Origin of the sequence: Chryseobacterium sp. JK1, assembly GCF_050632815.1 — a bacterium.
Lineage (GTDB): Bacteria > Bacteroidota > Bacteroidia > Flavobacteriales > Weeksellaceae > Chryseobacterium.
In genome coordinates this window covers 71074-97300 of sequence record NZ_JBODRU010000008.1, presented here as the reverse complement: position 1 = coordinate 97300, position 26227 = coordinate 71074, and the positions used below count along the sequence as shown (strand labels likewise).

31 protein-coding genes and 1 tRNA gene are annotated in these 26227 nt (G+C 35.2%); 7 read left to right on the top strand and 25 right to left on the bottom strand.

The features are described 5' to 3' along the window. Positions 1 to 124 precede the first annotated feature (124 nt). Positions 125 to 562 (bottom strand): hypothetical protein, encoded by a 438-nt coding sequence (locus ACQ76T_RS24800; protein WP_431345866.1) that lies wholly within the window; start codon positions 560 to 562, stop codon positions 125 to 127. A 479-nt stretch (positions 563 to 1041) separates the two neighbouring features. Here ACQ76T_RS24800 and ACQ76T_RS24795 point away from each other — a divergent pair, with 479 nt between their 5' ends. Then, positions 1042 to 1821: a GLPGLI family protein gene (locus ACQ76T_RS24795; protein ID WP_431345865.1), complete on the top strand. Its 780-nt coding sequence runs from the start codon at positions 1042 to 1044 to the stop codon at positions 1819 to 1821. 91 nt (positions 1822 to 1912) lie between these two features. Here the strand turns inward: ACQ76T_RS24795 and ACQ76T_RS24790 are convergent. The 7 genes from ACQ76T_RS24790 to greA all read right to left on the bottom strand — a co-directional run bounded on the left by ACQ76T_RS24790 (position 1913) and on the right by greA (position 7823). Beyond that, positions 1913 to 1986 (bottom strand) — tRNA-Met (locus ACQ76T_RS24790). Positions 1987 to 2030: 44 nt separating this feature from the next. Beyond that, positions 2031 to 3323, bottom strand: a complete 1293-nt coding sequence (locus ACQ76T_RS24785; protein WP_431345864.1) for a TlpA family protein disulfide reductase — start codon at positions 3321 to 3323, stop codon at positions 2031 to 2033. Positions 3324 to 3384: 61 nt separating this feature from the next. Then, a complete protein-coding gene (locus ACQ76T_RS24780) occupies positions 3385 to 3612 on the bottom strand; it encodes a signal peptidase (protein WP_431345863.1) in 228 nt (75 codons plus the stop codon). 4 nt (positions 3613 to 3616) lie between these two features. Next, entirely contained in the window at positions 3617 to 5581 is a 1965-nt protein-coding gene (locus ACQ76T_RS24775; protein WP_431345862.1) for a T9SS type A sorting domain-containing protein, read from the bottom strand. 74 nt (positions 5582 to 5655) lie between these two features. Continuing rightward, complete coding sequence (gene clpX / locus ACQ76T_RS24770) at positions 5656 to 6843, bottom strand: ATP-dependent Clp protease ATP-binding subunit ClpX (protein ID WP_431345861.1); 1188 nt, start codon at positions 6841 to 6843, stop codon at positions 5656 to 5658. A gap of 62 nt (positions 6844 to 6905) precedes the next feature. Continuing rightward, the gene (locus ACQ76T_RS24765; protein WP_431345860.1) at positions 6906 to 7295 is read right to left on the bottom strand and encodes an HIT family protein; all 390 of its coding nucleotides are present in this window, start codon (positions 7293 to 7295) and stop codon (positions 6906 to 6908) included. A 57-nt stretch (positions 7296 to 7352) separates the two neighbouring features. After that, positions 7353 to 7823 carry a transcription elongation factor GreA gene (gene greA / locus ACQ76T_RS24760; RefSeq protein WP_422695652.1) on the bottom strand — a complete coding sequence of 157 codons (471 nt, stop codon included), beginning with the start codon at positions 7821 to 7823 and terminating at the stop codon, positions 7353 to 7355. Positions 7824 to 7932: 109 nt separating this feature from the next. On the opposite strand from greA, the gene ACQ76T_RS24755 reads away from it, so the two are divergent. The 4 genes from ACQ76T_RS24755 to ACQ76T_RS24740 all read left to right on the top strand — a co-directional run bounded on the left by ACQ76T_RS24755 (position 7933) and on the right by ACQ76T_RS24740 (position 11301). Beyond that, positions 7933 to 8391 carry a hypothetical protein gene (locus ACQ76T_RS24755; protein WP_431345859.1) on the top strand — a complete coding sequence of 153 codons (459 nt, stop codon included), beginning with the start codon at positions 7933 to 7935 and terminating at the stop codon, positions 8389 to 8391. 3 nt (positions 8392 to 8394) lie between these two features. Next, complete coding sequence (gene dtd, locus ACQ76T_RS24750) at positions 8395 to 8844, top strand: D-aminoacyl-tRNA deacylase (protein WP_431345858.1); 450 nt, start codon at positions 8395 to 8397, stop codon at positions 8842 to 8844. A 9-nt stretch (positions 8845 to 8853) separates the two neighbouring features. Then, positions 8854 to 9450 (top strand): hypothetical protein, encoded by a 597-nt coding sequence (locus ACQ76T_RS24745; RefSeq protein ID WP_431345857.1) that lies wholly within the window; start codon positions 8854 to 8856, stop codon positions 9448 to 9450. Between the two features lie 192 nt (positions 9451 to 9642). After that, complete coding sequence (locus tag ACQ76T_RS24740; RefSeq protein ID WP_431345856.1) at positions 9643 to 11301, top strand: S8/S53 family peptidase; 1659 nt, start codon at positions 9643 to 9645, stop codon at positions 11299 to 11301. Positions 11302 to 11359: 58 nt separating this feature from the next. On the opposite strand, the gene ACQ76T_RS24735 is transcribed toward ACQ76T_RS24740, so the two are convergent. The 12 genes from ACQ76T_RS24735 to ACQ76T_RS24680 all read right to left on the bottom strand — a co-directional run bounded on the left by ACQ76T_RS24735 (position 11360) and on the right by ACQ76T_RS24680 (position 18819). After that, positions 11360 to 11872, bottom strand: coding sequence for a hypothetical protein (locus ACQ76T_RS24735; RefSeq protein ID WP_431345855.1), 513 nt, complete (start codon positions 11870 to 11872; stop codon positions 11360 to 11362). A gap of 60 nt (positions 11873 to 11932) precedes the next feature. After that, the gene (locus ACQ76T_RS24730; protein ID WP_431345854.1) at positions 11933 to 12472 is read right to left on the bottom strand and encodes a hypothetical protein; all 540 of its coding nucleotides are present in this window, start codon (positions 12470 to 12472) and stop codon (positions 11933 to 11935) included. Positions 12473 to 12545: 73 nt separating this feature from the next. Further along, on the bottom strand, positions 12546 to 13232 hold the full coding sequence (locus ACQ76T_RS24725) for a DUF1361 domain-containing protein (RefSeq protein WP_431345853.1): 687 nt from the start codon (positions 13230 to 13232) through the stop codon (positions 12546 to 12548). A gap of 7 nt (positions 13233 to 13239) precedes the next feature. Further along, entirely contained in the window at positions 13240 to 14610 is a 1371-nt protein-coding gene (locus tag ACQ76T_RS24720; protein WP_431345852.1) for a DUF4153 domain-containing protein, read from the bottom strand. 43 nt (positions 14611 to 14653) lie between these two features. Beyond that, positions 14654 to 14947, bottom strand: coding sequence for a hypothetical protein (locus ACQ76T_RS24715; RefSeq protein WP_431345851.1), 294 nt, complete (start codon positions 14945 to 14947; stop codon positions 14654 to 14656). 10 nt (positions 14948 to 14957) lie between these two features. Then, positions 14958 to 15443: a Coq4 family protein gene (locus ACQ76T_RS24710; protein WP_431345850.1), complete on the bottom strand. Its 486-nt coding sequence runs from the start codon at positions 15441 to 15443 to the stop codon at positions 14958 to 14960. 13 nt (positions 15444 to 15456) lie between these two features. Next, positions 15457 to 15756: a hypothetical protein gene (locus ACQ76T_RS24705; protein WP_431345849.1), complete on the bottom strand. Its 300-nt coding sequence runs from the start codon at positions 15754 to 15756 to the stop codon at positions 15457 to 15459. 30 nt (positions 15757 to 15786) lie between these two features. Next, positions 15787 to 16077, bottom strand: a complete 291-nt coding sequence (locus tag ACQ76T_RS24700) for a hypothetical protein (RefSeq protein WP_431345848.1) — start codon at positions 16075 to 16077, stop codon at positions 15787 to 15789. A 64-nt stretch (positions 16078 to 16141) separates the two neighbouring features. Next, positions 16142 to 16432: a winged helix-turn-helix domain-containing protein gene (locus ACQ76T_RS24695; RefSeq protein WP_431345847.1), complete on the bottom strand. Its 291-nt coding sequence runs from the start codon at positions 16430 to 16432 to the stop codon at positions 16142 to 16144. A 178-nt stretch (positions 16433 to 16610) separates the two neighbouring features. Further along, entirely contained in the window at positions 16611 to 17264 is a 654-nt protein-coding gene (locus ACQ76T_RS24690) for a hypothetical protein (RefSeq protein WP_431345846.1), read from the bottom strand. After that, positions 17264 to 17881 carry a hypothetical protein gene (locus ACQ76T_RS24685; RefSeq protein WP_431345845.1) on the bottom strand — a complete coding sequence of 206 codons (618 nt, stop codon included), beginning with the start codon at positions 17879 to 17881 and terminating at the stop codon, positions 17264 to 17266. Before ACQ76T_RS24685 ends, ACQ76T_RS24690 begins: the two co-directional genes overlap by 1 nt. A gap of 173 nt (positions 17882 to 18054) precedes the next feature. Next, positions 18055 to 18819, bottom strand: a complete 765-nt coding sequence (locus ACQ76T_RS24680) for an enoyl-CoA hydratase/isomerase family protein (RefSeq protein ID WP_431345844.1) — start codon at positions 18817 to 18819, stop codon at positions 18055 to 18057. Between the two features lie 253 nt (positions 18820 to 19072). On the opposite strand from ACQ76T_RS24680, the gene ACQ76T_RS24675 reads away from it, so the two are divergent. After that, the gene (locus ACQ76T_RS24675) at positions 19073 to 19624 is read left to right on the top strand and encodes a phage tail protein (RefSeq protein WP_431345843.1); all 552 of its coding nucleotides are present in this window, start codon (positions 19073 to 19075) and stop codon (positions 19622 to 19624) included. 37 nt (positions 19625 to 19661) lie between these two features. Next, positions 19662 to 20483 carry a T9SS type A sorting domain-containing protein gene (locus tag ACQ76T_RS24670; protein ID WP_431345842.1) on the top strand — a complete coding sequence of 274 codons (822 nt, stop codon included), beginning with the start codon at positions 19662 to 19664 and terminating at the stop codon, positions 20481 to 20483. Between the two features lie 122 nt (positions 20484 to 20605). Here ACQ76T_RS24670 and ACQ76T_RS24665 read toward each other — a convergent pair whose 3' ends face one another. From ACQ76T_RS24665 to ACQ76T_RS24645, 5 genes are read right to left on the bottom strand one after another with little or no spacing between them, the layout of a single operon-like run. Next, positions 20606 to 23287: a DEAD/DEAH box helicase family protein gene (locus ACQ76T_RS24665; RefSeq protein ID WP_431345841.1), complete on the bottom strand. Its 2682-nt coding sequence runs from the start codon at positions 23285 to 23287 to the stop codon at positions 20606 to 20608. Between the two features lie 50 nt (positions 23288 to 23337). Then, the gene (locus tag ACQ76T_RS24660; protein ID WP_431345840.1) at positions 23338 to 24024 is read right to left on the bottom strand and encodes an SMUG2 DNA glycosylase family protein; all 687 of its coding nucleotides are present in this window, start codon (positions 24022 to 24024) and stop codon (positions 23338 to 23340) included. A 7-nt stretch (positions 24025 to 24031) separates the two neighbouring features. Next, a complete protein-coding gene (locus ACQ76T_RS24655) occupies positions 24032 to 24817 on the bottom strand; it encodes a DUF4241 domain-containing protein (RefSeq protein ID WP_431345839.1) in 786 nt (261 codons plus the stop codon). A gap of 43 nt (positions 24818 to 24860) precedes the next feature. After that, positions 24861 to 25397 carry an SMI1/KNR4 family protein gene (locus ACQ76T_RS24650; RefSeq protein WP_431345838.1) on the bottom strand — a complete coding sequence of 179 codons (537 nt, stop codon included), beginning with the start codon at positions 25395 to 25397 and terminating at the stop codon, positions 24861 to 24863. A 50-nt stretch (positions 25398 to 25447) separates the two neighbouring features. Next, positions 25448 to 26167, bottom strand: coding sequence for an XAC2610-related protein (locus ACQ76T_RS24645; RefSeq protein WP_431345837.1), 720 nt, complete (start codon positions 26165 to 26167; stop codon positions 25448 to 25450). Positions 26168 to 26227: the final 60 nt, after the last annotated feature.

The following is a 26227-nucleotide window of genomic DNA, read 5'->3' as shown; positions in this document are numbered from 1 at the left end:
GATTGCAGTCTCTTGAAATTATGCCAAAGAGTATAAAAAAGCTTTTTAGAAAAATACCATTTGGTTAAAGTTAAATAAAAAATTCCCAATATTATGTGGACTCTTATTTAGCACATGAAGTACTTTATAATTTTTGATTCTGTCTCCAATGAATAAATTTACTAGTTGATTGAGGATCGCTTTTAAACCATAAGTCCATATCTTTTAAAAGCGCTGCATTTTCTTTAGACATGATCACGCCATTTTTAGAAAGTTGATTTTTATATTCTTTTATAGAACTTGCTTTAGTTTCTTCTATTTTGGAAAAAACAAAAAAGAAAACCATAAAACTAACAATGAGCATAGCAAAAGAGGAAACCCATAAATAAAGGCTTAGTTTTGGGGCTTTTAAACGTGAATTAAGACGTTTAATGTTTTCTTCGGTTCTTTCCTTGTAAAATGAATTTAAGTAACTCAAATCAGGTTCAATCTTTAAGGTTTTAAGTTCAACAATTTTATATTCAAGCTGTGTAATAGCATTCTCAATTTCTGCAGATAGTTTCTGATTTATAAAATCTTCCATTTTAATTGATTTATATAACCAAATTTAGAATTAATTATTTAACCATTACGGATTATCCTATTTTTTTATACGTCTATTCTCAACAGCCACATAACCAAAAGAGATAAAAGCATTTAACATAAAAAATTAATTATCAATTAGTTATAATTATTTTATACATTTGGATTGAACTAAAAATAAGTATTACTTATCAAAACAAAAAATTATAAAAAAACAATTTTATTAGGTGATTTATTGGTAGCAGGTGTTGTTTCAGCATTCCCTTTCAGAACTTCTTGTGGAAAAGTTCTACAAATTAGCCAAACAATTGCTAATAATATGTCATTAGATCAGCTCGGAAATTATCTTGGTGATGTAAATGGCCAAACTTGCCCGGGTTCTGGCGCGGTAGCTGTCCACATCTACTATCATTAAAAAATATTATAAATGTTTGGCCACCATATATTTGGTGGTCTTTTTTATATTAACAAAAAATATCAATGAAAAAAAATTTAGTATTATTTCATCTATTAATTATTACCATCATTTTCTCACAAAAAAAATTTGATGTAGTTTATGAAGCAGACTATAAGCTAAACTATAAATTGTCAAACTCTAATAATTCAAAAAAAGAGACAACTTTTGCACTACTTATAAATGAAAATTCTTCTTTTTTTAAAGATTTACGAAGGTACTTTTCAGATTCTTTGATGATAGAAAAAAGACTTAATACAATTGAAGAAGCAATGAAGTACAATACAGATTTTCGTGGTTATATTGGGACAACATCCGCCAAGCTATATGTTACGGACGAAATTAACTATTCTTATTTTGGATATCAAGAACGCAATAGTATTAATTGGAAAATTAAAAATGAATTTAAAACCGTTGCAGGCTATAAATGTCAAAAAGCAGAAACAACAAAATACGGTAGAACTTGGATCGCTTGGTTTGCGACGGAAATTCCTTTTACTTTCGGGCCATATAAATTTAATGGTTTACCTGGCTTAATTGCCGAAGTGTATGATACAAAAGACGATTATCATTATACACTCTATACCTTCAGAAAAAGAGAATATACATGTAAATCGGCTAATATTGCAACCAATGTCAAAAACATGACCAAAGAAAAAGTAGCTGAAGTCTTTAAAAATAGACTTGCTGGCAAATTGAGGTTAAATGAACAATATATAGAAAATGCAGAAGATCGAGAATATATAAGACGAAATGCAGAAGAGGCAATAAAAAATTACAATCCTATCGAATTAAATATTTATTAAAAATATATCTTATAGGTGTTTTTTATTCGTAAAATATATAATCATGGATTTTTGCTAAATAAAGAAACCGCCCTTTATAAGGGGCGGTTTGTAGCGAAGACGGGAATTGAACCCGTGACCTCAGGGTTATGAATCCTGCGCTCTAACCAACTGAGCTACCTCGCCGTTTTGGTGGTGCAAATATAGAAAATATTTCTTTACTACCAAAATTATTTTAACTTAAAATATTCCAAAACATCTCCAACGTGATCTGGTTTACTGATTATCTTATTGTTAGCATCTAAAATAAAATACGTCGGAGTTGCATGAATATTGTAAGTATCTACATAACTACTGTTCCATCCTCTCAATTCTGAATCGTTGATCCAAGGAAATGCAGCAATCTTTTTAGAATAAGAGCTTTTATCCACATCTAAAGAAAGGCCTACAATCTGAATATTTTTCGCTTTAAGATCATTGTATTTTTCCAATAGTTTTGGAAGTTCACTTTCGCAGTGTGAACATGTAGAAGACCAGAAAACAACAACCTTTTTATCCGCTTTTACATCATAAAGAGACTTAGCGGTAGAGTTAACCGGTGACTGGAACTTATAATTAGGAAAAGCAGCCCCCATTTCCACGTTTGCATTAGATTTCAATGTAGAAGCCAGCCTGTCATTGATAGTACATTTAAGGCCCTTTGCAAGCCCAAGGTATTTCGTTTTGAATTCATCCATCTGATAGACATCAAAAATATCGATCAGCTCGGACAAAACAGTCTGCCCTCTTGGCGTTTCAACTTTCAAACGGTCAAGAAGTTTATCCACTGAAGCAGCAACGTTAGTATTTCCTCCTGCATTTAAATAAGCCACCAATAATGGTCTCAGTAGTGATGAGCTTTCCAGCATATCTCCCGACTTATCCAGAAAGTCTACAATTTCGTCCGGATTTACCTTTTTGGAGGTATCCATCTGATTTCCTAAAAACTTGCTGTAATTGGTATTATAATAAGCTATAAACGGATGTTTTGCTGCATCAATCGAATTAGCGGAACCAGAAAGCCTGTCAATCTCTATTTTCAGCGCTTTTCCAAATTCTGTATTATCTTTATAATATTCTTTAATCTGGCCTAAAGCAGGAAGGATAAGTTCTTTTTTTTGCGAACCTTCCTGTTGCTTGCTCATCAAATCATTAGCTTCATCAAGATAGATAACATCTTTAATCTTGCTATTCTGCATATCAAGTTTAAAGCTGATATTCTTATTTTCAGAAATAAAGCTTACAGTATTATTGGAGGATGGGAAATAGACTTTCATCATTCCCATATAATTACTCGGATATTTAAAGGTCCATGTATTATTCTTACTTTGTTCTTTGGTAACAATAATATCTTTTGAACCGTTTAATGTATATAGTATAGCATCCTGATCTTTAAATTCTGCAGGAGTCTGAACTGTAACTGTAAATTGAGCCTGCAAAGCAAATGCAGTTAAAACTGCAGATAGCATGTAAATCTTTTTCATAGAGTAAAAATAAAAAAACTCTCCGATTAATCAGAGAGTTTAATATTATTTTAATAAAATTTTATGCTTTTACGCTTTTATACTTCCTTGTATAGAATATAATGAATGCGATTGCTACAATAGAAAGTACATATACATACATATCGATTGGCGATGCAGGTGCACCTGGTCCACCACCTCCGGTTCCTCCCCTAGCTGCTGAAGCTGGTGCTGGAGGTATTTCCTCTGCATATGCAAATGACATCACAAAAAGGAAAAGAGTCAATACTAGTTTATTAATAGTCTTCATATTATTATTTTAAGATTTTGGTGTTAACAATTACTCCTTTATCAGAAACCACTTTTACAACATAAGAACTCTTCACTGAACCATCAAGTTCAATTACAAAATCCCTAGATGCGTCTACTGCTTTCTTAGAGATAATCAGTTTACCACTCATATCATAAACTTCAATATCTGCTTTTTTCCAGCTAGGATCAAATCTAACTATATAGTTGCTAACTGCCGGGTTATACACCACCACGGTTTTAGCCAATGCTTTAGTTGTATCATTAGTTGCCAGTGTACCTTTAGCAGGCTCTCCATAGTAAAGGTTATACATCTTGGAACCTACAGGAATTACCGCTCCCTGTTTAGCTTCTTCCGGATTTCCGGTAGCCGACTTATAGTAGAAACCAGTTCCTGAAGATAGCTGATGTGCTCCCGCAGCAATCATTTCAGCATTTTCTCTGATCTCAAATTTATAAGAAACTATTCTCTGACCTGCAGTACCGTAATCAAAATTATCCATTACGATATTTTTCCCTAGGAAGTTACTTTCGTTAGCTTCGTTGATGTACAGTTTGTACTGCCCGGAATAGTTAGGATCTTGTCCTCCGTTTAAAGCTTCTTCATAAGTAATAATACTATTGCTATTATCTGTTGCTACCTGTAGTGTAGTTGCATTAGAAATCTGGTGACCTGTTGTAGCATTTGGAGTAACAACATAGTATACTCTAGCTACTTCATTACCCGCAGCATCTAAACCAATTACTCCTAATTGTTTTACCGTACTGTTACTTGTTTTTAAAGCAGATCTGCTGGCACTTACGCTGTAGTCTGTGGCAGCTGCTCTTGCTGTATTACTAAATCTTCTAAGGGTGTTAAAGTTTAAAGTCTGAGAAGTATTATCTCTTAACTTCATCACAAAAATTCCCATTGGTTTTACGATCAGGTTATTCACGTCTCCTACAGGAACATGTGTGTTAATATCAAATGTTATTGTAAGTGGGTTCGTAAATGTACTTCCTACGTTGTTCACATATTGTACAGTTCCCGGTGAATATTGAATTCCCCAAATATTGGTGATAGCATTACCATCTGTAATTCCTCCATTTTCAACATATCCGATTCTTGATAAATCTAAGTTTGTTAAAAATGGGTTTCCAAATTCGTAAATGTTTTTACCAAAAGTTCCCGCCCAAAGGCTGTTGGTTTCTTCGAACTGATCCCAAAGATAAGTATTGTACTTCTCGTTATAAGAGTTTTTATTATTACCTCCTGCTCCAAAATCGATTCCATTAGCAGCATTCATTAAAGTTGCTGTAGCAAGGGTGGAAAAAGGCTTACCGTTGATATTAAATACCGCATTGGCACCTCCCGGAGGAGCACTAAGATCCAAGTTATTATTACTTGATCCCAGCATGTAGTAGCCATAAGGCGCAGTCGTTGATGTAAGTGTTTTTGTATCACTCACAGCGGTTGCATTATTCCATGCTAAAATTTCATTTTTGGAGTATCTGGTATTACTGAACGTTTTATTAAGTTCTCCAGAAAGGGTAGAAAGTACTTTATCACTAAAAGGTAAACCTATCTGCTGATAGAAATTTCCATCACCATGTTTAGCATTTCTGTACTCTTTAGTAACGACACCAGTAATATTGGATTGGGATAATCCATCTACATATAACTGGCCATACGTAGAAGTGGCATAGGAACTAGGGGTATTTAGTCTTAAAACGATATTTCCTCCATCAGCTTTATCTGCGCCTCCGGCATCTATCGTTTTAAAAGAGTCAGTGGCTGTACCTACAACCATAACATTACCATGCACATCCAAGAGACCATTACCTCTTGTTTGTACACCACCACCGCTATAAACTAGGGTGCCTTCGCTCACATACATATTAGCGTTAGTGTCAACATGACATAGAACATTCTGCGCCTGAACAGAATAGCTAACGGCTAAAAGACCTATAGCAAATAAACTTTTTCTCATTGTATAAATTATTTGTGTGTTAATACAATCTTCACCCGCAAAGGTATTATTTTTTTCCAAAAAAAAAAAATATTTTATCTATTAATCAAAATATTATCTTCTGTCAATACAATTTCCTTTTCCTCTCCGATGGAAAACATATAGTCTTCCAAAACTTTTTCAGTAGTTCCTCGTAGTCCTCTGGCACCCAATCCTTTCTCAATAGTTTCTTCTACAATTCTCTCAATGGCACCATCCGTAATGGTTAAATCCGTACCATCCATTTTGAAGAGTTCCACAAACTGATTCACGATCGAGTTTTTAGGCTCTTTCATAATTCTTACCAACGTCTCTTTTGTGAGTTTATCGAGGTAAGTAATGATTGGAAATCTTCCTAAAAGTTCCGGAATTAATCCGAAAGAACGAAGGTCGATTGCATTAATATTTGTTAATATGTATTCATCTTCATCCGTTTTGTTAATCTTTTCAGAGCTGAAGCCAATTGCTTGTTTGTTCATTCTTCTTTCGATAATCTCTTTGATCCCGTCAAAAGCTCCTCCTGCAATAAAAAGAATATTCTGCGTATTCACCTGGATATATTTCTGATCCGGGTGCTTTCTCCCTCCTTGTGGCGGCACATTTACAATACTTCCTTCCAGCAATTTCAAAAGTCCCTGTTGTACTCCTTCACCGGAAACATCTCTTGTGATACTTGGATTGTCTGATTTTCTTGCAATTTTATCAATTTCATCAATGAAAACAATTCCTTTTTCTGCTTTCTCCACATCATAGTCTGCTACCATCAGCAATCTTGAAAGAATACTTTCCACATCTTCACCTACATACCCGGCTTCGGTAAGAATAGTAGCATCTACAATGCAGAAAGGTACATTAAGTTCTCTTGCAATAGTTTTGGCCAACAGGGTTTTTCCTGTTCCCGTCTCGCCTATCATGATGATGTTTGATTTTTCAAGCTCTACCTCGCGGTTTTCATCCTTAGCATGAAGCAATCTTTTATAGTGATTATAAACAGCAATCGAAAGTTGTTTTTTAGCCTGATCTTGTCCTATAACATACTGATCCAGGAACGTCTTAATTTCTTTAGGCTTTTTAAGATCTGCCATACTGTCTGCAGGAGAATATTCGGTTTTGGAAGCGCCGTCTTTTACTATAGCGTGCGCCTGCTCTATACAATTTTCACAAATAAAACCATTCTGCCCAGAGATCAGCATCTGTACTTCACTTCTTTTTCTGCCACAGAAAGAACATTGGTTTGAGTTCATATTATTATATGTATATGTTAAAGAAAATCGTAAAAAATTACTTTTTTACGATTTTCTGGTTTTTAAGAATTAATAATTGAGTGTTGAATCTCGGTATATTCTTCGTTCGTTAATTTTAATCTTTCATTTCTGAAATTCATATCTTCCACACTGTTTAAAGGAATCAGATGGATATGGGCATGAGGAACTTCCAATCCTACGACTGCCACTCCTACTCTTACACATGGAATTGCAGTTTTGATCTTCTTGGCAACCTCTTGGGTAAATCCCCAAAGGTTTTTGTATTCTTCACTTTCAAGATCAAAAATCAAATCCACTTCTTTTTTCGGAACTACCAAAGTATGTCCTTTCACCAAAGGCATTGCATCTAAAAAAGCTATAAAGTTTTCATCTTCAGCAATTTTATAAGAGGGAATTTCGCCATTGATGATTTTTGTGAATATAGTGCTCATTATATAGAGAAGTTAGAGGTTATATATTAGAAGTCAGAAATAAAAAAGAGTATCAGATTACAGAGAAATGTCTAATACTTCGAAAGAAAGTTTGTTTCCGTTTGGCAGTACAATTTCTGCAACTTCGCCAATAGCTTTTCCTAACAGACCTTTTGCAATAGGAGTGTTTACGGAAATTTTCCCTGTCTTCAGGTCACTTTCGTTATCCGGTACCAATGTAAATACCTGTTCTTGCTTGGTAGCATTATTTTTAAGTTTCACTGTTGTTAAGATTGAAACTTTTGAAGTATCTAATTGGCTTTCATCTATAATTTTAGAAACGGAGATTACATCTTTCAGCTTGGAAATTCTCATTTCAAGCATCCCTTGAGCCTCTTTAGCCGCATCATATTCTGCATTTTCAGACAAATCTCCTTTGTCTCTTGCTTCTGCGATCTGCTGAGTAATTTTTGGTCTCTCTACAGTTTCCAACTGTTCCAGCTCAGCTTTCATTTTCTCAAGGCCCTCCTTTGTTACATAGCTTGCCATAATTTTCAAAATTTAGTTTTGGTATAAAAAAATAATCCGACATTTGCCGGACAATGTTTTCGTGTTGTAATCGTTTAATTTTTACAAATATATAAAAATTTAAATTGAAATGAAAAAAACTTCTTTGATATTATCTATTTTCATTTTACTGATTTTCAGTAATTTAACTATAAACTCATGCTCCACTAGAGAAGATACAGTGAATTGCTTTCCCAATAATCCAATTAATGTAACCTTGAATCTGAACCTTCCGGCATACAACAATCTGAACTATGACAGCGGCTGGATCTACGTGAATGAACAGCAGTCCGGAACCAGAGGATTGATCATTGTTCGTGTAGGTAATTCTTTCAAGATCTATGACAGAAATGCCCCTCATATCTGCCCGGATAACAACACAACTTTGGAAGTAAAGGATAATATTGCCATTCTGTGTCCTAAAGATGGAACAAGATGGATATTAAGAACAGGACAGCCGGAATCCGGAGCCAAGACGTCTTTACCTCCTAAAACCTATACCAATTTTAACTTTGATCCGGCCAGTAAAATTCTAAATGTTTATTATTAAAAAATGAAGATTGTCATACAAAGAGTCTCTGAAGCCAGCGTAAAAGTAGAAGGGAAAACAGTAGGAGAAATCAGGAAAGGATTAATGCTTCTGGTGGGTATAGATGAAAATGATGAGAAAACAGATGCAGACTGGCTTGTACAGAAAGTATTAAATCTCAGGATTTTTGGTGATGAAGATGGTAAACTCAATCTTTCGGTAAAAGATATTGCAGGGGAAATTCTCTGTATCAGTCAGTTTACCTTAATCGCGGATTATAAAAAGGGGAATCGTCCTTCATTCATCAAAGCGGCAAAACCCGATAAAGCAGTTCCTCTTTTTGATTATTTTAAACAAGAAATAGCCCAATCCGGCTTGAAGACTGAAAGCGGAATTTTTGGAGCAGACATGAAGGTATCCCTGATCAATGATGGCCCTGTTACGATTGTTATGGATTCGATTACTAAAAACTAATCATAAAAAATGAAGAATCAAAACATCGTTGTTGCCTATCTTATCATGACTTCCATCTTTCTTTTTGACGTTGTTTTAAGTTTCTTTGACTATAGCTTTTCAGGATATTATATTGATAAAATCATTAACTGGCTCTGGCTTGCTATGACTCTATTTATCATCATACGGTTCTGGAAAAAAAAGGGTATTAGAATCTACTTCTGGTTATTGATCTCGGGGACTGTCCTGAGTATTTTACCCATGATGATTCCTTTTTTCAGTATGGTTCTTTATTTTTCAACCGTTGGATGCACCCAGCAAATTGCACTGGATGACACGTACAGAATAGAAAGAGGCCGCCCCGGAGTAATGTCTAATCCAATGATCACGATTTATAAAAAAGAAGGAATCTTTGAGAAAAAAATTTCCAGAGATCCCTACTTAGATACTATAGAAAAGATAATCCCTCCTTCTCAGGAAATATATGTTGACGAAAAACAACTGCCCATTCAGGAAGCAAAACTGATCAATGCCAATAACGACAGTATCGGTATCGAATACCAGATTATGAATAAAAAGAAAGTAATTTATCACAAAAACAGGCTGAACTGGTTTGACGACAATTAAAATAGCATTTCCAGTCTGCCTCTATTAATACAATATAAACACCTTAAACCCCACAGATTTTACCCTCTTTGGGGTTTATTTTTTCGTATGAAAATTATTTATTAAAATTCACGAAAAAGTGATTTTATTATGTTTTTATTATTATTTTTGATATAAACCAAAACACATTCACAACCATTTAATAAAAATAATATGAAAACAAAAATTCATTTTTTCGCATTATCTGTGCTCTCTTCCACCCTTTCTTTTGGACAGGACAACCATTCCATACAGTCCAATGATATGAACAGTACAGTGTATGTATGTTTCTCCAAAGGAATCAATTCTGAGAAAATGGCCTTCACAAGAAACGCCGATTTGGAAAAATTTTCAAGGGAAAACAATATTTCATTTACGTATGATCTTGCCTTCACGGAAAGTAAACTGGAGGAAATGTCCAGAAGCAGCCAGGCCATTGGTAACTCAGGAGAATCTGTAGAAAAGCTGAAAAGAATCTATAAAGCTGAGCTTCCTTTTCAAAACCTGGAATATTCACAGAAAATTATTCAGACACTGGAAAGATTTCCTGAAATAGAATATGTTTCAGTGATGAGCAGTACGCCGGTAGAGCCACCATTGGTGAATATGTTTGTGGCTACACCAGATTTGGAAAGTGTACAAACCTATCTGAATGACAATCCTGGAATTAACGCAAAATATGCCTGGTCAAGAGGAATTACCGGGCAGAATATCAGGGTTCGTGATGTAGAATATGGTTTCTATAAAACCCATGAAATGCTGGCCAATCAAAATTCTATACAACTGGAACCGGGATATAGTCCAAATTCTGGTTTATCAGCCAATAACTATCGTGATCACGGAACTGCAGTGACAAGTATTTTAGGGTCGGTAAAGGATAATATCGGACTTACCGGAGCGGCTTACAGTGCTTCCGAAATCAAAGGATATTTGGAATGGACAACTTTAGGGTATAACCGGGCTTCGGCAGTAAGCAGATCCATCAATGCTTCGCAATCCGGCGATATTATATTGTATGAAATGCAGACAGGTGGTAAAGATGGCCAATATTGTCCAGCAGAATATGATAAAGTAATCTGGGATCTTACCAAAGCGGCTACAGATTCTGGAATTATCATCATTGCAGCAGCGGGGAACGGAAATCAAAACCTTGATGACCCTTTTTACGCGACATACAATGCAAGAGGAAACAGTGGGGCGATTATTGTAGGGGCAGGTTCACCGAATACAACCCATTCAAAGCTGAGCTTCAGCACCTTCGGAAACCGGGTAGATGTACAAGGCTGGGGAAGCAATGTTTTGGCAGCAGGTTACGGATCCTATGCCAAATATGATAATGATGACAACAGAACGTATAATTATTTCAGTGGAACCAGTTCTGCAACGCCTACTGTAGCTTCCGCAGCGATACTTATCCAGTCTTTTTACCGTCAGAATACGGGGCAGAACCTTACTCCGGCCGCCATGAAAAACCTCTTGATTTCTACAGGAATTCCTCAGGGTGGTACGGTGGCTAATCAGAAAATAGGTCCTCTCCCAAATGTAAAAAATGCAATCCTTCAACTGGAAAGTAAATTCGTAAAACCGGTTAACACATTAAGTGCTCTAGAGGTTAAGATCTATCCTAATCCTACTTCCAGCTATATTGCTATTCAAAGTAATGAAAATAAAAAACTGGATTTTGAAATTGTAAATCTTCAGGGAAGAACGGTGATCAGAAATTCTGTTTCATCGGATGAGAAAATTGATGTTTCAACATTGCCGACTGGTCAGTATATGATCAATATCAATGACGGTTCAAGAAGAGTTGTGGAAAAGTTCACTAAACTATAATGTATTAAAAACGCCTTTCAGAAATTCTGAAAGGCGTTTTTTCACAAGTTTTTATAAATTATTTCGCAGGGACGCTGCTGAAATTAAGTGCCACTTTAATGTTCATGTCAGAAGAAGTTTGATTTCTCAGTTCATAAACAGTTCTGATGGTAAGGCCTGAACTTTTTACAATTTCGTCCAGGAATCCTGTATCATTCAGATCCAGATTTAAGCTGGAAGTATCTGTAGATATATTGGATCGTGAAGCAATAAGCCTTTCTCTGGTTCCCGCCGATGAAACATAAATTTTAACAGTTTTGAATGCACTTAGATTTCCTCCTGAAGGTGATGCTACAGAAATCTTGGCATCAGAGATTCTTACATCTTTAATCTTGGCATTATTATTTCCTCCAAACCAAGTTTGCACATTGGTTGCTGTTGCAGTGGAAGAAACTTCTTTATCTGCAGGTACTCCTGTAGACACTAAAACATTCGTTGTGTATGGAAACGTATTCTGAACCAGCGACTGTACAGTCCCGCAACTTACGAGTACAGATGATGCGGCCACTGCTGTTAGAACGATATTTTTCATAATTTTAAATTTTAAACTTCTCTATATAGTTTGCAGAAATTGTACCAAATTTTTGCAGGCTTATTCTACACTTACGGTAAAGCTTCCTTTGGTATTTCCTGAAGCCATATTACTTTTTCCGATAATTAACCATACTTCTCCTTTCCCGGGAGTTTCATAGGTAATGTCTCTTCCAAAAGGACCGTCATAGTCTCCATTTGGCAATTTTATCTGATTGAAGCGTATATTAAAATCTTTTTCTTTTGTTGAAATCTTAGCTTTGAGGTTGGGCTTCTCATAGTGAGTCAGTTTCAATACCAATTCCTGATTATCATCGGTAAATGCTTCACCTAAGGTAAATGGTAGCTGGGAAGCATCTGCTGTTCTTACAATTTGTCCTTCTTTTTCACTTCTCATCACTCCTTTACGCAAAACTTCTTTAGTAGCCGGAGCATTGTTAATAATTGAATCTTTTTGTCTCACTGCTACAGAATCTCTTTTATAAGCAGAATCCGGCATTTCTGTTACTACAGCAGAATCTTTGCCTGATACTTCAGGAACGGCAGATTCTTTTTTACATGAAAGAATAATCAATGGGATCAACAACAGGCTTTTTTTCATAATAATTAATTTTTAGAATGTTTATGTATCATTCTGTTGATCCTTTTAAATGCTAAAACTGTTCCAATTTCATTTAATGATTCATCTTTTTGGGCTGCATATTATCATGATTCCCTGTTTCCATCCATTTAAATGTAAAGTACATAAAATTCAGCATCACTCCCATCAGCAGGGTAACACCCCATGTTTTAGTATATTCAAGAGGATAAATTAATCTGACAACGATATCATTAAAAAGGCCAAAAGGATTATTGAGGACATCCCAACTGTTCCATCTCAAAAATCTTCCCAGGTATACTCCGAAGCTGCTCATAAAAAGGAAAAATATAATCAACCCATTCACAACATTCTTTTTACCATAACTGAAGAGTCTTTTTTCTATATCATTAAGGCTTATAAAACCACAGATAAGCCCTGTCCATGCATAAGAAAGAATAACAATCAGATCATACCAGATCGGTATTGCATTTCTTGCCCTCAAATGAAAAAGATCTGTGAGGATATAGGGAGAATTGGGGAAAAACAATATCCAGATGATGATAATGAATGCCAGAGATATTTTACTTTTAATCTTAAAAATCACAATAAAAGAACTTAATAATAAGGGAATCCAAGCCAAAAAAAGATTCCAGTTGAGAAACAGAAAGACCTTTGCTTCACTGATATAATATCTGAAAACAGAAAGACTGAAACAAAACAAAGTCATAAATATAAGCAGCATATTCATTTTGACTCTTGGAGATCCAATTATTTTTTTCATGACCGTACTATTCTATAGTTTGATAATAAAGGATTTTGGAAAGATTTCTTTTGTTTTGCTCTCTTTTTATCTTCGCCTGTATCGTTTTTTTAAGTTGCAGATCATTCTTGGCTTCAGCATATTTCAATAAATCTTTTTCGCTGAAGTTGACGGTCGAAAAATAGTAATCGATCACAAAATTTTTCCGTTTCATATTTTGGGAAATGATAAAACCTCCCCAATTGATATAGCTGCATAACAAAACAGTTCCGTAGAAATACCACACCATGGTATTGAACAGAAATGCATTTGTTTTTTTGTTCTGAATTTTAATAAAAGTCAATGCAAGACCAATCAGCGATAACGCAAGGAAAGCAAAAACGCCCAGCCTTTTGTAGGTAAAAGCATAATGAACGATATATTCATAGTTTTTCACTGCGGCAGATAATACAAGAATAGCATTCAGGAAAATCCAGATTTTTGCCAAAATTTTCATCAATCCTGCTTTAGGATCGAAGTTAAAGCCCGATTTGAAATAGAACATGATTACCAAAATGGCCATAATAATTGAAAGGATAACCGCCTTTACCCTTTCATGAGTTTCTTCGGAAAGCTGGGCCGGTGTTTTAGATACTTCATAAAACTGTTCATAATTGTAAGTGATGATGAAGAAAATCAATAAAATATTCAGACAAAGAAAGGAAATTACGCCACTCATTCTTTCAGAATCCAGATCCAGAAAAGAATAGGTAGCCTTTGGAATTTGGGAATCTTTCTGAAAATTATTGCTTATCATATGATTAGTTTTATAAATCATTCTTTCTACAGCATAATTCCAATAATTAAAAGCGATAAAAAATCCTAAAACAAAAAGACAGAATACCTGCCATAGGTTAATATCCAACTCATAATCGGTAAAAAGTGAGGCAAAATGATTACTCCCTACAGAATACACTCCAAAGAATACAGAAACCAGCAATAGCGGAATCAAGATGAAAGCCAATGTTTTCTGCCACAATCCTGGAATTTTTCTTTGAGGAAGCCAACTATCAAAATTTAAAAAGCGACAGAGCGAAATACAGCTGTTTACAATAAAAACAGGAGCCAGAAGGAGGATTTTCATTCTTTTATTTTTTGATTTATAAGCAAGCAAAAGAAGTGAACTTACCACTGCCAGAAAAGAAGGAAAGTCTCCGTACCATGCAAAAGCAGCCCCCGAAAGAATACTTGTGGCAGAAAGAATATACACCAACCTGGTTCTGTTTTTCTTTGGTGTTTTAAACAAAGTCAGGACAGCATAAATGATTCCCAGAATTCCAAGGTTCAGCCCAATATCCTGATCATAGAAAAGAATAACAAAAAGAAAGGCTGTAAGAAATATATAGTGATGTGTTTTCATAATATTTAAAAATTAAAGGGTTAATGACATATTATAATGAAGCTTAGCAAAAACTGAAAAACAGGTTCAGGTATACCAGTACAATAGGAATATTGACCAGCATCAGCAAAACCGAATTTCCGGAGCTTTTCTTTTCGGATATATTGCCAAGAAACTCCATCAGTTCATATAGAAGAATAAGCAGATTAACAACTGCTGCAATAATGACATAATAAAAGCCCACTATGACCAGAAAGTTGGCCTTTGTAATCCAGTACAGGAATAGTAAAGAGCTTCCGGCTAAAAAGGAGATCAAAAATGTTTTTTCTCCTAACGGGCTGAATTGTATTTTTTTCATAGAATCAGTGTTAATAAAGTACAGCAGTATCTTTCTGGAAAATAAAATCTTTCACATGATCAAAATTCTGCCACAAAAGACCTTCAAAATCCCAATGATGAAAAGCTCTCATGCCTTGTCCTTTTCGATAAGCCTTGATATAAATTGACACATACTCAGGTAAGATTACTGTTCCTAAAACAATTGCTGCCAAAAGATGGGCATTAAGCTTTCCGTTCCCCAGCAAAAGATATTGCATCGCGATTTCGTCTTCGAAGTTGGTTCCGCAACCCGTGATCAAATGATGAACATCATGATTTTCCATTTTAGGGATCATAGAAAACCCATGTTTTTTATAGAACTCTCCCAATTTTCTTCCCAGAGAATCTTCCTGGAATTCAAGCAGCTGTTTTTCATTGAACTGCCATTGTCTTTTTTTCTTTTTAAAGTATTTTCTGTATAACCTTTGAGTTTTATCATACACAAAAAGCAGAAACTGAACGCGTATTTTTTTCATAATAGTATGGATATTAAAAGAAAAGACTAATACCTATAACAGCGTAAATAAATGCGATAGGAATATTGGCAGTCAAAATGAGTATGGCGGTCATACATTCTTTGAATTTTGATGTATCTATAGCACTATATATCAAAAGTCCAAGTATACACAATAAGTTGGCTGGCGCTCCAAAAAAGATTAAAAAATAGCCTGCTCCGGCAAACCAATCATCCTTTGTAATTAATGCTCCTAAAAGGCAAAAAGTTCCCACTGAAAAAAATACTGCGAATACTGCCTTGCCTAGATTTATTATTTTTGAATCTTTCATCATTATTATTTAGAATTAATAGCAAACTTAATTTTAGCTTCCTGCAAACGGACTTCCGAAAATACCTACTGCCAGCTTGGGCCAAATTAATGTGAGAGCCAGCAAAATGAAAATAGTAATCAAGACTTTCTGACTTTGTTTCTTTATCCTGTTTCTGACCAGATTGATGAGAAAAGCTGTTGTAAAAAGCAACACTTCTGCAATCAGAAAATCTGCTCCAGACGAGTTAACTTCCTTAGAAAATAGATTTCCAAGCAATGGAATACTGAGTACAACCAATGGAATGGCATATACTGTACATGTTTTTTGTTTTTGCGTCATCATATTATTTAATTTTAAAATAAAAAGCACTTTGTAATTCAAAGTAAATTTTCAAAAAAATATAGGACTAGCGTCCCAATAATTTTTCCAGAGCATCCAGATGTTCGGTAAAGGCCTGTCTTCCACTTTGTGTAACACGGTAAGAGGTTCTTGGTTTTTTCCCTACAAATTCTTTTTTCACTTCTATGTAGCCTACTTTCTCAAGAGCATTGCTATGGCTGGCCAGATTACCATCCGTAATTTCTAGTAAAGCTTTCATTTCGGAAAAATCAACCCAGTCGTTAACCATAAGAACGGACATAATGCCCAATCTTACACGGCTTTCGAATTCTTTATTAAGTTGGCTGATTTTGATCATTTTAAATTTATCTTATTTATATTGAGACAATTTACACAGCAGAAATTATCATTTATTTTTAAATTCTCAGTAATATATAATCATGGTTACAGTTCAATTTTTTCTCTATCACAGAATAGACTTTCCGAAAAAACCATGCAAAAATAAGGATAAAAAAACAGTCCATTTTCTCATACGCTTATTTTAATTTCCTGGCGAACATTTCACCGGTGAAAAAGACAATATGTTTGGTCATATTAATTGCACCAACGCTTATCAGTAATGAAAAAACTGCAATTGATATATATTCCCAGGTACTGATCAATCCACTTTTTTTCTCTGAATAAAATTTGGAAACATTCATCAGTTTAATTTCTTTATCATTGCTGGCTGCTTTCAGTTCAGACTCCGTATTAAACTCATGAACCTCATTTGTTTGGGTGTCATAAGAAAAATACTGATTGTTTTCTCTTTTCCCTACAACCTGATTTCCTTTTTCTTCAATTGCCACAACATCCCAAACTACAGATCTCCCACTCTTTTCAACAATAGCTCCCGGTTCATCCAATTCCAGAAATGAAAGAATATGGTTATTCTCTAAAGGAACGTGCCAGTCATCTCCAATTCCTATATCAACATTTTTCCTATCAGCAAGTATTGATACCCCAATAAGGCCGCCAATATAAAAAGTATACAAAAAGGCAAACGGTGCCATGAATGCCACTACTACTTTTGATCTGCGTCTTTCTTTTTTACCAGCAAAATAAGTAACCACCGAACTTACAATACCAACAATAAAACCAACAACAGACAATAAGAAAAGGTGCAGAACAATGACAAAGCCTACCCCCACTATTTATACTTTTTATGCATGATCAACCCATATACGATATGCAAAACACCAAAGCCTATTGCCCAGAAAACCAATCCCCAACCCAGGATGAATAAAGAAATTAATCCTAAAATAATTTCAAGATATCCAAGATACTTCAGGTCTGTTAAGGTGTATCGTTCTGCACTCACTAGTGCTAATCCGTAAAAAATCAAGGTAGCTGGTGCTACAAAAACAAAAAGATGATGGTAAAGAAGTGCCAGACAAAAAAATCCTCCAGCAACCAAAGGCACTGCAAAAGTAATCAGCAGACGTTTTGTAGTAGCATCCCAGATCTTCAACCCTTTCTTTTTACTTTTATTGGCCGTAAAGAGATATCCACTAAGAACTGCTGCAATAAGAATTATGATTCCTATCCATACAAGTTCTCTGACTAAAGCAGGTTTAAAAATATTTCTGTCGCCATCAAAATAATTGATCCCTTCCCTCTGAAAAACATAATACACATAAACAGCACCAATAATAGCCGCCAATCCGGCAACCACTCCCGATAGACCGCTGAGCGAAATAAACCTTGAAGACCGTTCCATCATAGATCGGATATGTGATAAGTCTTCGTGATAGTTTTTTGAATTCATAAAAAGAACTTTGAATTACAAAGTTATTGTTTTTTATCAACCAACAAAATAATTTTATAAAAATTCTCAAGAAATTTTTGCAGTTGAGCCATCACTCGAAAGAAATAATATTTTTAGAAAAACAAAAAAGCCGATGAACAAATCAACGGCTTTGTATTTTTATGAGATGAAAATTATTTTGCTCTCAGTCTTTCTTTGATAGATTCGATATTCTTTTTGGCAGAATCTTCTAAGATAAGGCTTGCGCTCATATGAATTCTTGCAGGCATCAGGTCATTGAAATGATCCGTTCCTTCCCATGATACCTTTTTGATTAAAGCTAAAGCATCACTGCTTCTGGAAGCCAATGTCTGCAAAAATACTTCCAGTTTTTCATCCATTTCCTGAATAGTATCTGAAACAGAATGATAAATATTGTGTTGCTCTGCCCAATCTGCAGATCTGAAATCAGCATCAATAGCCATCGCTGAGAATTGAGACTTTCCGATTTTTCTTTCTACATAAGGACCAATAACGAAAGGTCCAATTCCCAAATTAATTTCAGTAAGAGCAAGCGCAGAATCTTTGGTTGCAAAACAATAATCTGCTCCACAAGCAATACCAACTCCCCCACCGGTCGTTTTTCCCTGAACTCTAACTACTACTATTTTTCCACATTGTCTCATGGCATTCAAAACTTTGGCAAACCCTCCGAAAAACTGAGTGGACGCTTCCAGTTCCTCAATCGCTAAAAGTTCGTCGAAGCTGGCTCCTGCGCAAAAGGCTTTTTCACCTTCACTTTTCACTACAATGGCTTTCACCTCATCTTTTGCACCTTCTTCAAGAATAGTTTGGGCAAGTTTTTCTAAAATAGCCCCTGGAAGAGAATTACTTTTAGGAGTTCCGAAACTGATTTCGGCAATATTATTTTTAATTTCTGATGCTACAAATTCGCTCATTTTCATTTTTATTGGATTCTTACAAAAATACGAAATACCGCTCGTTCCGAGAAACTTAAAGAAGATAAAATTGTAAATTAATTAGGCTTCCTCTTACAAAATTACGTAGAAATACGGAGTGTTTAATTTGGTATTTTCTACGCTAGTATCACTTTATGATAATTTGTTCCTTTGGATAAAGAAATCAACAACCAAAGGCGGAATCTGAAAAGCCGGAAAAGAGTAAGAAACTATACACTAAAAAAAATTTACCATGGACGAATACATTGGAATTGTGAAGCTATTTGCAGGAAACTTTGCCCCTAGAGGATGGATGTTTTGCGACGGAAGCTTATTAAGAATCGCCAATAACAGCGCTTTATTTTCTATACTAGGAACGACTTATGGAGGTGATGGAATCACCACTTTCGCAGTTCCCAACCTTAAAGGAAGAATGGCCTTGGGAGCTGGAAATGTAAATGCTAACGAATTCTATCCTTTGGGAGTAGTGGCTGGTACCACACAAAACACACTTTTAGCATCCAATATGCCAAGTATCGGAAGCGGATTTCAACTGAAAGTGGCTAACAAGAATGCCAATTCATCAACTCCGAGTGCGGCAACATCTATCGCTATTACAGGAAATCAGGTAGGAAGAGATTTCAATGCTGTTACAAGCTATGTAAACAATGCCAATCCTGACACTGCTATTAATGGTCAAAGTATTGCTTTTGTAGGGCAAAATATACCCGTAAACAATATGCCACCATACCTTGGCTTAAACTATATTATCTGCGTGGAAGGTGTTTATCCTCCAAGAAGCTAATATTTATCATAATAACCTAACATTTAAAACCAAAATCATGAAAAGCACTACTTTTTTAACAATTTGTAGTCTGCTCATTTCAATTTTTTCATTCGGGCAGGCCTCTACAGAGACTTTTGAAACGGAACAAAATGGAAGCACAAACTTTACTGACAATGGTGTGACGTTCAACATCATTTCTCATGTAAGTGTTTTTGATATTCAGGCAAACTTCCCGGGAACGGGCTGGAGCGGAACAGCAAATGACAATAGATATATTGATAATTCTAATGATTCACAATCTCCACCATCATTCAGTATTAAGACTACTTCCAATCTGTTTAAGGTAAACAGGTTCTGGATGTATCTATCCGCATTGAATCTTGATCTTTCTGTAACAGGAAGCATCACCGTTACAGGAAAATTGAGTGGAATAACAAAATTCACACAAACTAAAACAACCGGATTTGCAACAAGCTTAGGTGCAACCAACGGATATACATTGATTGATCTGACTAATTTGAACGGACAAAACTACTCAAACATTATTATTGACGAGCTTCAAATTACGGCAAACGGAGGTTTCCGATATGTAGCACTGGATGCCTTCACTTGGGTAAAAGACAGCAATCTGGTATTGGGCACTTCAGAGGCTAAAAGCACTAAAAAAGACTTGGCTGTTTATCCTAACCCAACCAATGGACCTGTTTCTATCATCACAGAAAAAGCTAATGAAGCTAAAGTTTACAGTCTGGATGGTAAAATGCTGAAAACGGTACAAACTCAGAAAGGAAATAATGAAATCAATATTTCGGATCTTCCAAAAGGAGTTTACATCATTAGAACAGCAACAGAATCAACCAAAATTATTAAAGACTAAGACCAGGAAAGAAACCCCGATATTTGTTCCCCATTTAAAGATTTTAATTTATAACTCCTTAAAGGCTGCCTCATTACGAAGCAGCCTTGTTTTTTAAAGTTTTGAAAGATATTTTTCAGGGTTTATCTTGTCCATTTGTGCAAATGTTCTATCCTTCCGTTTCTCTTTAGTAATGTTTCAAATCTTAGTTTAAGCAAAATTTTCCTGCCTTCCACTGTTCTTGTAAATACCAGTTCAGATTCTCCAACAGCTTTTTCCCATGATTTCTTAAAAAAATCTGCACTTTTTTTGTTTTTGGCAAAAATCTCGGGTACCGGGAAATATTGATCTTTTGCTTTAAAAAAACGTCTTCTCTTTTGTTTTATTAAATATCTGGGATTATCCACTTTGGAAATCAATTCCTGTAAGGTTTGGATAAACTGGGAATTCTCATATTGGCTTCCTCCTTCCAAATAGCAGAACGCGTTTTTATGATTATCTGAGGAACTTACAATTTTAAGTTTTTCAAATGGGGTTCGGATTATTCTTTCATAAATAAGTGCTGATACAACTACCTCAGCCAGAGAATCAATCTGTTTGGCAGTATCTTTATATCTTAAATATAGTTTGAAAGATCTGTAGAATTTCACTCCATACACCAGAAAACCTACTCCTCCTAACAGAGATGCAAATATAGAAAAGCTCTTTATAGACCCCATTGACTGTACGTTTCTCAATAAACCTAACAAAAGGTCCTGCCAGAATAAAATAAATGAAGAGATCATCACTTTACTCAAATTTCCGGTCATTTTCCCCAGATAATCCATTCTCATCTCATCCATTTCAGTCATATTTCCTGAAGGAATTTTTATTTCCTCCACTAAGATATCTCCTTTGTCCAAAGCAGTCTTCCAACGCTGAATCAGTGCAGGTCTGTTTTCTGCCAGAGCAAAAGATTCCCGGTTGATCTTGGCAATCTGCTCTTTATTTTCGATAATACCGCTATTCAGCCTTTCAAAATTATTTTCAATGGTAGGATTTTCTTTATTGGAAATTCCAACAAAAGTTTTGAATCTCCTTTTCATGATATTCAAATCCTGTCCACCACTGGAATTATGAGAATCGAAACATACCAAATGCCAGATATTCCCGGTTTTATGGATATTATCTTGCTCTGTTCTGATCACTCGTCCTCTCATCTGATTGGAAAGCACAAAAGAACTTACAAAACTGGCAAGAATCAGTGTATTCATTTTGGGCGCATCCCATCCTTCTCCGAGTAAGGATTTTGTACCGATCAAAACATGAATTTCACCGTTTTGAAAAAGCTCGGTAATGATATGTACAATATCATGTTTTATCTGCTCGGAAAGACTGACGATCAAATAATTCTCATCACAGGTAAGCGGAATGCATGAGACACGTGAAACTCCTTTTTTTGAAGATAAATCATCAAATATCTTTTTTGCACTCACGGGGATGATAACGAGACTGCCCGTAAGCACTCCTATTTTTTTATTTTGAGTGTTTTCTCTTCTGAGTTTTTCAAAAATCGGGACAGCTCCTATTTTATCGAGAAGAAGATGATTCTGAGATTCATTATTCAGATATTCTTTTTTAATAAAATCAGTCAGGATTACCATTTTGAGGTCTTCCTTCAAGACTGAAAACTCAAAGTCGGTAATTTCTTTTATTCCCTGAAGTTTACCAATGCTTGAGTTCAGAATTTGGCTCAGGTTTTTAGTATTATAAAAGCTGATCGTTTTCTGTTCAAAAAAGCCTTTTCTTTTTAATCTGTTCCCAAGATCGGTACGATGTTCTTCAAAGTTTTTAAAGTTTATCACATCTACGATCAGGTAAAAATCCAGAAGTTCTTCCATCCAGAAGAAATCGAATTCAGGGATATATTTTTGCTGATCGCCAATAATTTCGAAATGAATCTCAGGAATTACTTTTCCTCTGAAATTAAGATACACCAGCCCGGAAGTATAAGAAGATATATTTTCATAGATCCAATCCAAATGCTCTATAGGATTTTGATAGATTGGATGCTGCTCAATAGCGTTTAAAAAGGTATTATCTTTTTTAATTTCTTCAAAAAAAGAAGAGACCTGTGTATGGTAATACTCAATTTTTTTCTGTTCTTCTTCTGATGGAAGGGTAAAGTAAACCAAATCCTGGTGAGGGCACAAATCTCCTTCAATCATTAACTCGGGAACGGATATTTCAACGTCAATTGGGCCATTTAGCTGGATATATTTCTGCCATTCTGTACCTGAAACATCGAAAGGAGGAGTTGCGGTAAGTGCAATAACGGTAGGGTTAATGTTGCTTTTCACTTCCATTAAACTTTTCCACCAGGCATTTTTCAAATGATGAGCTTCATCCAGGATGAGAGTGCCTACTTTTTGCTTTGTAAGCCTTTTGAGCATTTCTGCAGCAGAAATTCTCGTAGATTTCTCCGACGATTCTTCTGATTCGTTAGATTCTGAAATAGAATGAAGTCCCTGATAGGTTGTGACAGTGATAATCCCTGGGTTTTTAATATCTGAGGAAATCCATTCCGGGATCGATTCTGTATCCAGAAATAGTTCGCAAAACCTTTGAATCCATTGGTTTTTTATGGCTAATGTGGGAGCAACAATCAAAGTAGGTTTCCCGAGTCTGACCATCATTTCCAGTCCCAGCACCGTTTTTCCCGAACCCGGAGGTGCAGAAATGTGAAGATGATTGTCTACGAGATATTCATCAAGGTGATCCAGAAATTTTTGTTGATAAGTCCGCCAACTGTATTTAAAAGCAGTGTTTGTGGGGAAAACGTTCATAAGGTCAATTTAATAAAAAACATGATCATGAAGGTCATTGAAGAAATGGTTTACTTCTTCAAAGCCAGAATATATTTGTCTATGTACAATTGCTTTTCTTTGGACTTGTATTGTTGAATATATCTTGGATGTTCCAGAACTGTCATCTTATCAAACAGCTTTGCTTCTTTGTTTAATTTTGAAATAAACTCGGCATTCTTTTTACCAAGGATGAAAACTTCAGAGGTATCCAGATTGAGACTTATGTGTTTCTTTAAAGATTCGATCATAAAATCCTTTACGGCTTCAAACAGCTTTTTGTCCTCATAATAATTGGCATTAAGCCAACCGCTTTTTGTTTTTCTAACGATCGCCAACGGAAACGGAGAATTGATATAAATATCCTTGTAAAAGATTTCTGCGCCGCCGTATTCTTCAATCATCTCATACATAAACACGGAAGAAACTTCGTGGGTGTGGGCCGTTTGCATTTTAATTCCACAAATGCTTTCAAGCCTTTTTGTATCGGTAAACGGAACTCCCGTAACACCTGCTCCATGGCGGCTTGGATTGATTCCTACAATAAATTTCCTTTTCTGGGAATCATGGTAATATTTATGATAAAACTTTTGCATGATTTCCATCGTTTCAGGATTATCCAGATACGGATTCAGGACTTCGAAGCCTTCAGGTAGAGCTCCTGAATAATTCAATGTTGTATTGAATTCAATGACTTGATCTGCAAAAGTTTTATTCATGAAAAAATTATTTTAAAAAGATAAAATTATCCGGCTGATCAGAAACCTCATCGTCTTCATCTTCCTCTTCCTCTTCTTCGTCCTCTTCGGACAGTGCTAATTCAATATCAATAAATTGAATATAAAGACCACATATTTTTCCTTGTGCATCATAAGCAAAGTAAACCGGATACGTCCCGTCTCCTACTCCACTAGCAAACATTGGAATCTGGTATTCCGTATGGGGAACGGTCCAGCTGATCCAATCCCCCAACTCTCTCTGATTTGCAGGGTTTTCTTTATAGCTTTTGGCAAAAAGATCTGCAAAATAGTTGTCATACATATTGTCTACATTTAGTTCCTTCCTAAACTTATCCACATATGGAAGAACTTCAGGGTCGGTAATACATCCTAATCCTGCATCTACAGAAAATCCAAAATAATCTCCTTCATTAATGTCTTCCAGTTTTTCTACACCAATCAATGCTTCTCTGTACACAACAGGTTTTTCTTTTGAAAACTCTACTTTTACAGCAGCATAGCGATCGCCCCATTCTTCAAGTTTTACTACAGCAACAGTTACAGGGAAATTTCCTTTGGGAACTTCTACAAAATAAGGCTGCTCTCCTACCTTAAGGAAGACTAACGGATCTCTTACAATTACTTTTCCTGATGGAAGAGAAACATTTCCGATTGCCATCGTTTCCATTTTCTGTCCCATAATTTTATCAGAAGTAAAATAGGTTTCCAGATCTGTAGGACAAGTCAAAATGTCTTTTACTTCTTCCCACTTTTGCATCCAATTTTCGTTCATTATTTTTATATTTTATGATTTGAGGTTTAAAGATACTATTCATTTACTCATCGTCAAAATCGCCCTCTGTTTTTAATCCTTTGATAAAAGTTTCAAAATCTTTGGCAAGGAAGGTTTTCCTATAATCATCTTCCTGATCTATGTGTACTACTTCCGGCTCTCCGTCTTTCCCACAATTGGAATAATCCAGAAGGATCATATCATGTCCGGCAGAAGGGCAATCCCCCACATAAATACCATCATTGGGATATCCCCATTCTTCAATCATAAACTGACTTCCTAATTCTCCACAAACAGAATAGGTTTTCTTTCTTCCAATACCCATAATTCCTGTCATCGCAATATGGTCGTCTGCCCAGGAAGTACCTTCTGTAGTTGGAAAGCAACATTTATCTACCAATCCTCCATTTTGAATTCTCATCAGTTCGATATAAGATGCAGGAAGTTTATAGCCAAGCTCTTCTTCAACAGAAGCGATCATTTCATCATCCGGAAATTCTTCAATATAATCTCTTTGTGAATAGCTGCTTTCATCCCAGAAGCCTGTAAAATCAAAGTCTTTAAAAAATTGTAATTCCATACTATTTTATTTATTATATCAAGAACTATTCAGTCCTTACTTGTGTAAAGTTAATATTCTAAAGGTTTATAGTTTCTAAAAGTCTTATAAAAGTCTTCATCATTTCCTTTGAATGGTTTTTCTTCGAGAATCTTGAACTTACCTGTGGAATCTTTTTCTTTTATTATTATTTTATCGGAAACATCAACTCGTGCAAATTCATCCAGAGAATCTTTCCTGATTTTCAGAAAAGCGGTTATAGTAGTACCTGTTAAAATTAAAGAATTGATACAGTGTAATTTTTTATTATAGGTTAAATTCGGATAGGATTCAGAATTTTTAATGTGAATAAAGTTTTTATTATTCGGATCATAGACAAATAATGTCATCACTATATTCCCTCCTCTTCCAGCGATAGCACTTTGATAGGTTATATCATTAAAACCATCATTATTGAAGTCACAGATTTGAACATCCAGATCAGATATTCCATCTTTATCAAATTTAAAACCGTTCGTCAGTCGCCAGATGTCAATATCAGTTTTTTCACCTTTTACCCACTTCTTTTCTAATTTATAAAAATTAATTGACACAAATACATCTCCGTTACCTGTATGCCTGAATTTCTCAAATTCAACTTTAGTTTTTCCTTTTACTCCAGTATTCAAACTATCAACAAATTTCTCTTCAGAAAAATAGCCTTCTTTATCAGGTTTCGGATTTCCGGAACAGGACAAAAAGAGTAAAAATGAAAAAGCAAAAAAGACAAACGTAATTTTTAAAGATTTCATGATTAAAAGAATATGTATGAATTTAACTATTTCCTGCCAAATTAAAATCCCCTTCAGAAT